This is a genomic window from Pararhodobacter sp. CCB-MM2 (genome assembly GCF_001691415.1).
Classification (GTDB): domain Bacteria; phylum Pseudomonadota; class Alphaproteobacteria; order Rhodobacterales; family Rhodobacteraceae; genus Pararhodobacter.
Genome location: NZ_LRRR01000037.1, coordinates 22,945 through 36,801 on the forward strand (window position 1 = coordinate 22,945; position 13,857 = coordinate 36,801).

Below are 13,857 nucleotides of genomic sequence, written 5' to 3' on the forward strand. Positions count from 1 at the left end.
ATCTCCAAGTCAGAGCGCAGCAAAGGCGCTGCGGGAATGAGGGCGGCTCTCGGAGCCGGCGAGGTAGTCGGATAGGATGGCCCCGAGGTTGGGGATTGTGACGAATTCCCCGTCGCAACGGCCGATGGCTGTGACGAACCGGGCTGGCCAACGCGTGCCTACTGGTGGAATGGCCTCGATCGCGTCGGGGGGAAGCCGGGTTACATCATGAACACTGTCAGCAATGATCCCGACGACCCCTGGCTTGCCGTCCATGGTCAACTCGAGAACCATGATGCGAGTCTCGTCATCAATGACGCTTGCAGGCATGCGTAAGGGGATCCTCAGGTCGACGAGGGGCACGATCGATCCACGTACATTCAGGAGCCCCGGCACGAATGGCTGAGCCCCTGGCACGCGGGTAACGGCGACAGGTTCCAGGACTTCTCGCAGAGCGGCGGTGGGGACCGCCAGAACGTCGCCCGCAAGCCGGAAAGTGACGAGATCACTCTCTGACAGAGCGGCAACTTGAGACGGGGTTGTCATGCGGCCTCCTTCTCGCCCAAGGCCACGCCCAGGGTGACGAGCTGCGGGATGTCGAGGATCAGGGCGACAGAGCCATCACCCAGAATTGTTGCGCCGGAGAAGGTCTTCAGCACTGTGTGCAGAGGCGAGAGCTGCTTGATAACGGTCTGATTGGTGCCGATGATCCGATCGACGACGAGGCCAACGCGTCCTTCGTTTGCCCCCACGACCACGACCTTCTGGTAAGGATCGGAGGCACCCTCACAATCGAGGAGCCCGCGCAAGCGCAAGAAGGGCAGCAGGCGCTCTCGGATCTCAAGGAAGGCGTTGCCGCCCTGATCATCGGCGAGAGCTTCGGGCAACTCGACGATTTCCTCGACCGCGGCCATGGGAATGACGTAGCGCTCGCCCCCAATCTCGATCAGCAGCCCATCAATGATGGCCAGTGTCAGCGGCAAGCGCAGGGTCACTGTGGTGCCAAAGCCAGGCTCGCTCGCCACATCGATTGTACCGCGCAGCTCCTCGATCGTGCGTCGCACGACATCCATGCCCACGCCGCGCCCGGACAGCTCTGTGACAGAAGCCGCTGTCGAGAAGCCAGGCTCGAAGATCAACTGATGGAGGGCATCATCCGACAGCTCGGCATCGGCGGCAATGAGACCCCGCTCCGTGGCGCGTTTGCGGATTGCTTCACGATCAAGGCCACGGCCATCATCGCTGAGCGAAATCAACACCTCGGCTCCGGAATAGCGGGCGCCGAGGCGCAGCTGACCGCGGTCTGCCTTTCCCATGGCGCTGCGCTGTACAGGGTCTTCAAGGCCATGGTCGGCCGCGTTGCGCATCAAGTGCATCAGCGGGTCGGTCAGACGCTCGATGACCGTTTTGTCGAGCTCGGTCTCTTCGCCTTCGATGACCAGGTCGATCTGCTTTCCGGTCGCTGTGGTCAGGTCGTGGACCAGCCGTCTAAAGCGTCCGGTGATGGAGCCGATCGGCGTCATGCGGATCGACATGGCAGTGTCGCGCATTGCCGTAGCGAGTCGCTGGATGTCTTCGGCGACCTGAACAAGGCTCGGCTCGCCCGAGCGGGCAGCGATCTCGATGAGGCGTGCCTCGGCGATCACCAACTCTCCCACGCGATCCATCATCTCGTCGAGGCGTTCTGCGGGAACGCGCATGAAGCTAGGTCCCCGTCCGCTCGTAGCCTCGGCTTGTGTTGTTGGGGCTGATGTCGAGATGGCTGCGGTTGCGCTCCCACTTTGATCCTTGACAGACGTTGAGGCCAAGGGCGTGGGCACGGGGCCCGCTGGAACTTCTGCCTGATCTGCACAGGCTTCCATGTCATCGTTGCTGGACGTCAACAGGTCTGCTTCTTCGCCCTGCGGCGATGCGCAAGGCTCCGGCATGCGTGTCAACTCGAGTTCAAGCCCTTCTTCGTAGAAGAGGAATGCACCACGGATATCGTCCTCGCTGGTCACGGCATCGACTTCAGCCTGCCACGACAAGATCGAGGCCTGATCGTTGCTGGAATCGTCCCAAGAGATCTCATCCTGCAGCGTTCGGATGTTTCGCGCGCCGACACGCACAAGCTCTGCGAGGACGAGGGCGGGCTTTCCTCCCAAGGCGATGGTGTTGGGCGAAAGACTGAAGCGCAGATGCCAAGGGGCGAGGTTTGCACGCGTATGGTTGTCGAGAGGAGCGGTCTCTTCCACGGTGAGGTGGTCTTGAAGGCGCGCAAGGATGCTGGCTCCGTCTGTCGCGTCTGCGCCATCGAGAAGGCCTGCGACATGGTCGCGCGCTGCCAAGCTGATAGAGATCAACTCAGGGTCGACGGTCACGCGCGCGCTGCGTACGGCTTCAAAGGCGGTTTCGAAATCATGCAGGAACCCGGCGATATCGGTGCGACCGAACATCGCTCCAGTTCCCTTCAGGGTGTGCAAGTCGCGAAACACACCATCGATCAGGCTTTTGTTGTGCGGGGCATCTCGCAAGGCGAGAAGGCGCTCTTCGAGGCTTTCAGCGAGGCTCTCGGCTTCGGCCCGAAACAGGGAGAAGGTTTCCTCATCCATCATGCGGTCACCAAGCGGCGCATCACGGACAGGAGTTTTTCCTGATCGAAGGGTTTCACCATCCAGCCGATGGCCCCAGCGGCCTTGGCTTTTTCCTTGATGGCGCCTTCGCTCTCCGTAGACAAGAAAACGACTGGGACGTTTTGGTTTTCGGGGCGTGCCCGAAAGGCGCGGCAGAACTCGATGCCGCTCAGACGGGGCATGTTTTGGTCTGTGATCACGCCGTGGAAGGTTTTTCCGGCACTGACATCAAGCGCATCCTGTCCGTCGACCGCGGTGGCGACGGTGTAGCCCGCGTGCTGCAGTGTTTTGGCGATCATCTGGCGTACGGACGCGGAGTCGTCGACCACCAAGATTGTCTTGCTCATGGCATGCCTCGATTGCTGCCCCGCAAGAGGGTGGGGCAGGGTGGGACGAACCACGCCCGAACGAGGGCGCAGAGGTGGATCCTTGCGAACAAGAAGCGCGCTCAAGCGGCGCAGCTCTTGATGCAGCGGACAACTTTGGCTGAGGTATTGGCCGGTTCTGGCCATTGGGGGATGGCGATCCGTTCAGAAACGCCAAGTCTCGGGTCCGTGGTGTATACAAAGCAGCGGCACCGAGGAAAAATTCAGATCAATAAGTCCAGAATGGATTACGGCTGATTTCTTTAAGACATTCCTAAAGGGGATCTTGGACGAAGTGTCGAATTTTATGCGGTGCGAGTACATTTCGAGCAGAAAACATAATTCATATCATAATATTATGTGCTTTTCTTGTGCCCACGCTGCGAGGGCTGATGTGTCGCGCCTGTCCTGAGGGGCGTTGACATGGGTCACCGTTGCCAGAGCGCTGACAAGATTGTTCAAGCAACCCACTCGGCAGATGGGGGGCGAATGTACGCATCGCTCCTCTTCTCTCGCCTCACATGCTCCGTGGTGTCTTAGGCTGCGTGGTTGGGCATGAGAGGGGTTTGGATGCCGTGTGCGGGGGGGCAGCCCCCTCGTAAGATGCTTACCAATGCGCGGTATCGGTCGGCCGTTTCGTTCTTTTGAGGCGAGACCTGCGTGGGCACTATGGCCTTTGGAGATCTCGTTGCTGGGCCAAGGAGTTCCATCGCCCACCGAGGTGCTGCGGTGACGTCGCGTGTCGTCGAATTCCCCACTCGCGTGTGATGTCCGCCATTGAGGCGTGAGAGATCAGCGTCGTGTGCCTGATTGAGCTCTGCTTTGCAGCGCGCAGCGCTCCGCGACTCGCGGGGTTCTTCGGACCAAGGTCTGAGTGATTTGAGTGCTTAGGTCTGAGTGATTGTTGGCCTTTGGGATTCGCAAAGATGGCGGAACTATGGCGTTTCTTGGGCAAGGCTAGGCTTGCGCCTTGTGGCTTCTGCGGCGCGTGACGCCCGATCATTTTGAGAGGTTTGACATGGTTACCCTGAACAAGAACGATCTCGTCCACATTCTCGACCAGGCAAAACTTGCCGAAGAACATACGCGTTTGGTCCAGGAAGAAGGCATGGACCCGGGAGCGGCTCTTGCGCAGCTGGTTTCGAGCCCCTTGCTGCCGTACGGCCTTCGTACTGTTGATGGTAGCTTCAACAATTTCCAGCCCGGTATGGAGCGTTTTGGGGCTGCAGACGAAGTCATGGCCCGACTTTTGACGCCTGTGTTCAACCCTGCTGAAGCGTCACCTCGGACAGGTGCTCCGACGAGCTATGCAGATCCGACAGGTACGGTTTATGACTCTCAGCCGCGCGTGATCTCTAACCTTGTTGCCGATCAGACGTTGAGCAATCCTGCCGCGATTGCAGCGGCTCTCGCCGTAAATGGGGTGACGGGGGCGGCGCAGCTTTCGGCTGTGCAGGAGATCATGGCGGCGCAGGACGAAGCGGCGCGTGCTCGTGCGGCTGTTGCGGGAGCTGAGGCGGCGGCTGTGGTTGCGGCAGCGGAGGCGCAAGCGTCTGTCGATCTGGCGGCAACGGATCAGGCCGCGGCGCAACAGCGTGTCACAGAGGCTGACGCGGCGCTGGTGTTGGCTCAAGAGGCGTATGATGCGGCGGCTGCTCGGCTGGCTCAAGCTCAGCTGGCGCTGTCTGAACTCCCGGCCCCGAATGCGGATATTGAAGCTCTCAATGCGGCGGTAGTAGCTGCGCAGGCGGCTGTCGATGTTGCGGATGCAGATGTTCTGGCGGCTGAAGAAGCATTGAGCGAAGCGGAAGCTACGCTTCTGACCGAGCAGGACGAGCTTGCGCGCTTGGAGGGGCTGCGTGATGAAGCCCTTGACGTGCGCGATGCGACGGCCTTGGTCGTGTCTGATGCCCAGTCTGCTTTGGCCGCTGCTTTGGAAGTGCAGGCCGCGCTTGCTTATGACCCCGAGGCGGTTGGTGTTGCAACGCAACAGGTTTCTGATGCGGAGGCTGACGTTGAGAGCGCGCAGGCTGTGGCAAACAGTGCATCTGCGGCTCTGGCCTCGGCTCAGGAGGCCGTCGATGACCAGCAGCTGACGGTTGATGCTGTCCAAGCTCTCGTGAACCAGAGGGCGGCGGAAAAAGCTGCAGCAGATGCACGCGCGACGCAGACCCAAGCCGATCTTGATCAAGCGACGGCCGAACGGGATGCGGCGCAGGCCGAGTATGATGCGGCGGTTGCAGGCCTTGATACTGCGGATATTGAGTCTGTTGCCCGTCTGGCTCAGGCCTATAACGCCAATCAGGCCGCACAGGCGGAGTATGATGCGGCACTGCAAGCTGACCAGGATGCTGATGCGGACGCTGCGGCTGCGGCGACGGCGTTGACGGATGCTCAGGATGTCCTTGCTCTGGAGACTGCAGAGCTGACCCGTGTCTCGGACCTGCGTGACATTGCGGCGACGGCGAATGCGGGGGCTCAATCAGCACTTCTTGTGGCTCAGGACGCTTTGGCTGTCGCTGAAGCGGCTTTGCTGGATGCACAAAACCGCGAAGCAAACTTCAGTCAGGAGGCTTATGATGCGGCCGTCCAGGCCGTTGCGGATGCTCGAGAGGATTTGAGTGTTGCAGAAACGGCTGCCGTTGATGCAGAGGCGGCGTTGGTGCTCGCTCAGGGTCCTGTCGACACGCAAGCCCAAGTCGTAAACCAAGCGCAGACGGCTGTTACGACGGCAACGAACGTTCGCGACGCTGTTGCCGCGGTGGCTGCCCTGGAAGCGTTGGATCTCGCAGCAGCGCAACAGGCTTTGGCAGACGCGGCCTCTGGAGATGAGGTTTATGCCGCTGCTGTTGCTGAACTGCAGGAGGCGACTGCGGCAGAGAGCGAGGCACAGACGGTGCTGAACGCGGCGCTCGCTGAAGAGGCCGATGCTCAGGCGGCTCTTGACGCGGCCGATGCGGCGCGTGTGGACGCGGATGTGGCTCTGGCGTCGATCCCCCAAGGGGCCGATGCGACAGCTGCGGCTGAGGCGGAGGCTGTTGCGGCGAGCGATGCTCTGGATGCGCTGATTGCTTCGCACGGCATCGAGATGGACGGCGAAAATGTGTTCATCCGCAACATTGCCGCGGACTTGGGCGATACGGCGTCGTTCAACGGCTTCATGACGATCTTCGGGCAGTTTTTCGACCATGGCCTTGATCTGACGTCGAAGGGCGGCAACGGGAATGTGATTATTCCGCTGCATCCCGACGATCCGCTTTACGTTCCGAACAGCCCGACCAACTTCATGGTCCTGACACGTGCGACGAACGATCCTGGCGCTGACGGCCTGATCGGGACGGCCGACGATATCAGTGCTCATCGCAACCAGACGACGCCTTGGACGGATCTCAACCAGCTCTACACGTCGAACCCGTCACACCAGGTCTTCCTGCGCGACTACGTGATGGTCGATGGCAAGCCTATGGCTTCGGGCAAGATGCTGGAAGGTGAAGCAGGCGGCCCTCCCACCTGGGCGGACGTGAAACAGCAGGCGCGCGAGAAGCTCGGCATCGAGCTCAGCGATGAAAATGTCCACAGTGTGCCGCTGCTCGTGACCGACCTCTATGGTGAGTTTGTTCGCGGCGAGAATGGCTTGCCACAGCTCATGACGTTGGATGGCCCGGTCGAGGGCAATCTGGAGACCCCTATTCAGGCGATGGAGGGCCTGTCTGCTGGTCGTGCCTTCCTGGACGACATCGCTCATAACGCAGTGCCCGGCACCTATGTTGTTGACCGCACGACGGGCGAAACGGCTCAGAAAACCGCAGATACGGACGAGGTTGCAGGCAACCCGATCATCCCCAACCAGTTTGGTCAGAACGAAACCTACGACAACGAACTCCTCGATGCGCATTTTGTGGTCGGGGATGGCCGAGGCAACGAGAACATTGCGCTGACCTCGGTTCACACCGTTTTCCATGGGGAACACAACCGTCAGATTGATGCCATCAAGGCGCTGCTGACGTCGCCCGATGAAACGGGTGTGGTGGACTACGCATTCCTTAATGAATGGCTTCTTGAGCCTGTCGCAGAAGGCGATGATCTGACGGCTTTGGTATGGGATGGGGAGCGCCTGTTCCAGGCGTCGCGTTTCTCGACCGAGATGGTCTATCAGCACCTCGTTTTTGAAGAGTTCGTGCGCGCGATTGCTCCGCAGATTGATCCTTTCGTGTTCTCCAACTCCGTGGAGATTGACGGTGCGATCTATGAAGAGTTCGCACAGGTCGTCTATCGCTTCGGGCACTCGATGCTGAACGAGACGATCCCGATGTTGAATGTTGATGCCGAGGGTAATGCGGCTGTTTCGGAAACCGGCCTGATTGAAGCTTTCCTCAACCCGATTGGGTTTACGCAGGCAGGTGTCGATGCACATGCCGCGGCCGGGGCAATCCTGCGGGGTATCAGCCTGCAGGCCGGCAACGAGATCGACGAATTCATGACGTCGGCCTTGCGTGACAATCTGGTGGGCTTGCCGCTCGACCTTGCGGCGCTGAACATGGCGCGCGCCCGCGAAACGGGTGTTCCGTCCCTGAATGAAGCGCGTCGCCAGATCTTTGAACAGACGAATGACACCTACCTAAAGCCGTATGAGAGCTGGAGCGATTTCGCGGCTAATCTGAAGAACCCGCTGTCGATCGTGAACTTCATTGCGGCTTATGGCACGCATGAGACGGTGCTTGCGGCGGTGACGGCGGAAGAGAAGCGAGATGCGGCCTGGGCACTTGTGTTTGGCGGCGAGGGTGCGCCTGCGGACCGTCTTGAGTATCTCAACGGCACAGGCGTGTGGGCGGACGAAGAAAGCGGCCTGAATACGGTCGATTTCTGGATTGGTGGTCTTGCCGAGGCGCTGATGCCGTTTGGTGGCATGCTGGGCTCGACGTTCACTTTCGTGTTCGAGCTGCAAATTGAGAATCTGCAGGCGGGTGATCGGTTCTACTACCTCAGCCGGACCCAAGGCATGAACCTGCTGACGCAGCTGGAGAGCGATAGCTTTGCCGATTTGGTGACGCGCAACACGGATACGGAGCATCTGGGTCTGCATATCAATGGTGCTGCGTTCCAGACCGCGGATTACGTGATCGAGATGAACCAGGCGCTTCAATACAATGAGGGCCTCGGGAACGCAGATCCGATCCGCGAGGCGGATGTTCTAGCGGCAGTGAATGGTACGCCCAATCTGGTGACGCGTGTTGACGTCGATGGTGATGGCGACATTGATTACATTCGCTTCCACGGTGGTGAGCACGTGGTGCTTGGCGGAACGGACGAGAACGACACCATCATCGGGGGTGCGGGCGACGACGGGATCTGGGGCGGCGCCGGCAATGACGATATCGAGGGCGGTTTTGGCGTGGATCATATCCATGCAGGAGATGGCGATGACGTCATCACCGATAGCGGCACCGATATTGGCGACGCGGATGTGATCAAGGGCGAGGCCGGCAATGATGTGATCAATGCCGGTATGGGACTTGATCTGGTCTTCGGTGGGTCCGGTAAGGACGTTTTGTCGGGTGGTTCGGAAGCCAAGAGCATCTTTGGTGGTGAAGGAGATGACTTCATTCGCTCGGCATCGGGTGGCGGTGGCGTTGTTTATGGCAACGAAGGCAGCGACTGGATGGAAGGGCAGGGGTTCATGAACACCCTCACCGGTGACAACTCCGAGCTCTTTTTCAACAGTCGCGTTATCGGCCACGATGTCATGCACTCGGGTGAGAACGACACCGATTTCGATGCGGAATCGGGCGATGACATCATGGTTCAGGGGATCGGTATCAACCGGAACAACGGCATGGCGGGTTTTGACTGGACGACATTCCAGGGCAATAACTACGCGGCTGATGCGGACATGAATATCTCGATTTTTGTCAATCAGCAGAACAACATCCTGCGGGACCGTTATGATTTGGTTGAAGGCCTTTCGGGCTGGAACCACGATGACACCCTGCGGGGCCGTGACGCAGTGCTGGGGGCGTATGACGTGAATGGCAATGCCATCCAAGTCAATGACAGTGCGCCGATCGAGTCCTTCTCGAATGCTTTGCTTGAGAAGAACATCGACATGATTGCGGGGCTCCGCGAGTTGGTGGCGCATCTTGAGCGCTTCGAAATCCGCCATCCCAACGGCACGACCAATGAGGTGCAGATTGGGGTCATGGATACCTCCGATGCCTCGGACATCCTGCTGGGTGGTGCCGGTTCGGACCGGATTGAAGGGCGCGCGGGCAACGACATCATTGACGGCGACAAGCACCTCAATGTCCGGATTGGTATTGCTGATGCTCAGGGCGCTGTTTGGGCAACGGCTGACAAGCTCATCGCACCGGTGACCGATGCGGAAACGGGAGAGGTTCTGTTTGGCGGTCGCAGCCTTGAGAGCCTGCTGTTCAGCCGTGATATTACCCCGGGTCAGCTGTCGATCGTGCGTGAGATCCTCAACGAGGCTTCCGCTGACGATGTGGATACGGCCATTTTCTGGGATATTCGTGAGAACTACGAGATCGTTGCAAACGATGATGGCAGCGTGACGGTGACGCATTTGACCGCCAGTGTCGGGCTCGTGGATCCGGTTACTGGGGCTGATCTTTCGATCGATCCGGCAACGGGGCGCAATCGCGACCTTGAAGGCAGTGACCGGCTCTTCAATATCGAGTTGCTGCAGTTTGCCGACGGCACGATCAGCATCTCGGATGGTGCACCTGTGGATTCTACGGTGACGGGTGCCCCGGTGCTGAGCGACCAGTCTCCGACGGAGACCCAAGCGCTCACGGTAGATCTCTCGGCCATTGCGGATGCGGACGGTATCGACACGTTGACGGTGCAGTGGCAATCCTCGACGGATGGTGGCGTTACCTGGGCTGACATTACGGGTGCGACGGGGACTTCGTTCACGCCGCCTGCGGGCAATATTGGTGCGCAGCCTCAGCTACGTGTTGCGGCAACGGTTACCGACTTGAACGGTGTGGTCAGCACGGTCTTCTCTGCGGCAAGCGATGTCGTTGGTGAGGTGATTACAGGTGGCAACGGCAGCACGACGCTGACAGGTGGCGCCGGTGGTGACCTGATCGACGGCAATGGCGGCAACGACTCTATCAATGCGGGTGGCAGTGACGATGTGATCGTTTGGAATGCTGCCAATGATGGCCGAGACATCGTTGATGGTGGGACGGAAAGTGTCGTTGGGGATACGTTCATCGTGAACGGAACCAACGGCGCCGAAACGTACCGGATTTACACGCTTGCAGCCTGGCAGGCGACGGGGGGGACCACTGTTGCGGACGGTACGGAAATTGTCATTACACGCGACACCGTCTTTTCTAGCATTGTCGTGGCAGAGCTGCGCGAGATTGAGGAGATCGTGATCAACACCAACGGCGGTGGTTTCTTCACGGACAATGACCGTGTCGAGATCTTTGGTGACTTCACCGGAACGAATCTGTTGCTCAACACGATCACGATCAATGGTTCGACGGGGGATGAAACTGTCGACATCAGTGCGCTGTCTTCTGCCCACCGGATCCTGTTCCGTACTGCGGGTGGCAACGACATGGTGGTCGGCACGCTGCGGGCGCAAGACGTGATTGAGGCGCCTGAGGGGATCGATCCGGCCAGCTATGTGGCGAGTGAGGATCCTCAAACCGGTCTTGTCACGCTTACGGCAGAGGGATCGAGCATCACGTTTGCAGGCTCGCTTGACGCGCTGCCGCAAGTTGTGACGGCTACGGGGGCGGTCGAGCCTGTGGATGGGCCTAACCTGTTCACGCAGGCAGACGCTGCTGGTCTGCTCAACCTCGTCCGTGGTGTGTCTCCGGACGGAAATGACGATGGTGGTGCGGCGCTTGGTGTGCGTGATCTGCCGGGCAAAGACAACAACATCGACAACCCAGGCTATGGTGCCGCTGCGGAGCCCTATATTCGCATCACGGATGCTCGCTATGCCGGCGTTGATGAGGAGACGGGGGCTGGCCTGATCAACCCGATCTTTGAGGGTCTTGATCCGCGGGCCATTTCGAACGCTATCGGGGCCCAAGATCCTGGGACGGCCCAATCGACCATGGCGAATACCTTCTTCATGTCGTTTGCGCAGTACTTTGATCATGGTCTGACGTTCATTCCCAAGGGAGGGGCAGGAAGCATCCAGATCGGTGGGCCGGGTAGCGCTCGTACCCCTGGTGTGGACAACCCCGCGGATCTGACCCGTGCCACTGTCGTGGGCGCAGATCTGGATGGCGTGCCTGAGCATATGAACCTGACCTCGCCGTTCGTGGATCAGAACCAGGTTTATGGTTCCTCGAGCCTGATCGGGCAGCTGCTTCGCGAGAGCGACGGGGTTGGTGGGCTGGGCGCCCGGGTGATGCTTGGCGAACCTGATCCGTCGGCGCCGGAGCATCAGCTTCTGCCGACCTTGCGAGCTGCGCTTGAGCACCACATCGAGGCAGGGACGGTCTTTAAGGCACCCCATCTCGGTGAGGGCGGCATGACGCTGCTTGAGTTCTATCCGACGTTGATTGCGGAGAATGGGGAGTTTGACCGGGCGGCCGTCAAGTCGCTGGCTGAGAACTTCATGGGCGAAGGTTGGCCGCTGTTCATCGACTCGAACCCCTATATCGATCTGCTCGACCACATGGTGGCGGGTGATGGGCGGGCCAATGAGAATGTGGCGCTGACGTCTATGCACACCGTTTTTGCGCGCAACCACAACTATCACGTTGAGAAGCTGGCAGAGGTCTATCTTAACAACGGGATAGAGATCTCGCCTGAGGAGCTGTTCCAGGCCGCCAAGATTGTCAACGAGGCTGAGTACCAGCGCGTTGTGTTCACCGAGTTTGCCGAGAAGCTGCTGGGTGGTCAGGGGATCATGGGCAACGGCGACCATGGTTTTGATGCCTACAATCCGGAAGTCGATGCCCGCATCAGCCATGAATTTGCAGGGGCGGCCTATCGTATCGGTCATACCATGATCGGCCAGACCATCTCGGTGATGGATGCGAATGGTGCCTTGATCGAGGTGCCGCTGTTCGATGCCTTCCTAAACCCGACGAACGACGCCTCTGCCTTCGTGGTCGATCTGGATGGTGCCGGCCCCATGCCTGCACTGGAAGGCGTGGCGGCACTGCAGGCACTCGCTACATATGGCTATGTGCCCCAGCCGGGTTACAGTCAGCTGGGCGTAGCTTCGGTGCTGGGTGGTATCACGCAGCAGGCAGCCGAAGAGGTCGATGTCCAGGTTGTCGATGCTGTGCGTAATGACCTTGTCCGGATCAGTGCTGACCTGTTTGCCTTCAACGTGGCTAGGGGTTGGGACCTCGGCCTTGGGACGCTGAACCAGGTTCGTGCCGATCTCATGGCGTCGACGGACCCGTATGTCTCTGCAGCGGTGGGCTTCGCTGGCGGCGACCTTACCCCGTATGTGTCCTGGGAAGATTTCCAGGAGCGTAACGGCCTGTCCGATGCTGTCATGGATCAATTCCGCGCCGCGTATCCGGACCTGATCCTTTCGGGTGAAGAAGAAGTGAGCAGCTTCGCGGCAGTCAATCCGGATATCCAGTTGCATGACAATCTGGATGGCACTTGGACGGTTGCTGGTATCGATCGCCTGGATCTGTGGGTTGGTGGTATTGCCGAAGCCAAGATTAACGGCGGTCTCGCAGGTGAGACGTTCTGGGTCATCATGCACGAGCAGTTTGACCGGCTGCAGGAAGGTGATCGGTTCTACTATCTGCCGCGGTTGGAGAATTTCGATCTCTATGCCAACTTTGTTGAGGGTCAAGGTTTCGCAGAGATTGTGATGCGCAACACAGGCCTTACTGGTCTCGATGAGCTGATTTTTGACATCGCGGCTGAGGACCGTGTGACGCCTGCACTTCCTGTGGTTGATGAACCCGTCGTGGACACTCCGGTTGAGGAAGAGCCTGTCGTGACCGATCCTGTGGGCGAAGAGCCTGCGGTTGAGGATCCTTCGGTTCCGCCCGTTGTGGACACTCCGGTCGAGGAAGAGCCTGTCGTGACCGATCCTGTGGGCGAAGAGCCTGCGGTTGAGGATCCTGTGGTTCCGCCCGTTGTGGACACCCCGGCCGAGGAAGAGCCTGTCGTGACCGATCCTGTGGGTGAAGAGCCTGCGGTTGAGGATCCTTCGGTTCCGCCCGTTGTGGACACCCCGGCCGAGGAAGAGCCTGTCGTGACCGATCCTGTGGGTGAAGAGCCTGCGGTTGAGGATCCTTCGGTTCCGCCCGTTGTGGACACTCCGGCTGAGGAAGAGCCTGTCGTGACCGATCCTGTGGGTGAAGAGCCTGCGGTTGAGGATCCTTCGGTTCCGCCCGTTGTGGACACTCCGGCCGAGGAAGAGCCTGTCGTGACCGATCCTGTGGGTGAAGAGCCTGCGGTTGAGGATCCTTCGGTTCCGCCCGTTGTGGACACCCCGGCCGAGGAAGAGCCTGTCGTGACCGATCCTGTGGGCGAAGAGCCTGCGGTTGAGGATCCTTCGGTTCCGCCCGTTGTGGACACTCCGGTCGAGGAAGAGCCTGTCGTGACCGATCCTGTGGGCGAAGAGCCTGGGGTTGAGGATCCTGTGGTTCCGCCCGTTGTGGACACCCCGGCCGAGGAAGAGCCTGTCGTGACCGATCCTGTGGGTGAAGAGCCCGCGGTTGAGGATCCTGCGGCTCCGCCCGTTGTGGACACCCCGGTCGAGGAAGAGCTTGTCTCTATGCCATCGGTTGTTTCGCTTGGCGGTGCTGGAAGCGATAGCCTGGCAGGAAGCGAGCACGATGACGTGCTGCGCGGTGAAGGCGGCAACGACGTCCTGCGAGGCGGGGGCGGAGCTGATCTACTGCTGGGCGGTGATGGTCAGGACGTTCTGTACG

The 13,857-nt window shown here is 59.8% G+C and carries 4 protein-coding genes; 1 reads left to right on the top strand and 3 read right to left on the bottom strand.

The window, feature by feature from the left end; translation table 11 throughout:
• Window positions 1-9: 9 nt before the first annotated feature.
• From BCY78_RS21850 to BCY78_RS21860, 3 genes are read right to left on the bottom strand one after another with little or no spacing between them, the layout of a single operon-like run.
• Entirely contained in the window at window positions 10-525 is a 516-nt protein-coding gene (locus BCY78_RS21850) for a chemotaxis protein CheW (RefSeq protein WP_068306065.1), read from the bottom strand.
• The gene (locus BCY78_RS21855) at window positions 522-2,570 is read right to left on the bottom strand and encodes a chemotaxis protein CheA (protein WP_369808718.1); all 2,049 of its coding nucleotides are present in this window, start codon (window positions 2,568-2,570) and stop codon (window positions 522-524) included. The genes BCY78_RS21850 and BCY78_RS21855 overlap by 4 nt, the downstream gene beginning before the upstream one ends.
• Window positions 2,570-2,938 carry a response regulator gene (locus BCY78_RS21860; protein WP_068306070.1) on the bottom strand — a complete coding sequence of 123 codons (369 nt, stop codon included), beginning with the start codon at window positions 2,936-2,938 and terminating at the stop codon, window positions 2,570-2,572. The genes BCY78_RS21855 and BCY78_RS21860 overlap by 1 nt, the downstream gene beginning before the upstream one ends.
• A 1,036-nt stretch (window positions 2,939-3,974) precedes the next feature.
• On the opposite strand from BCY78_RS21860, the gene BCY78_RS21875 reads away from it, so the two are divergent.
• On the top strand, window positions 3,975-13,857 hold a 9,883-nt coding region (locus BCY78_RS21875), incomplete at its 3' end, for a peroxidase family protein (RefSeq protein ID WP_139103276.1).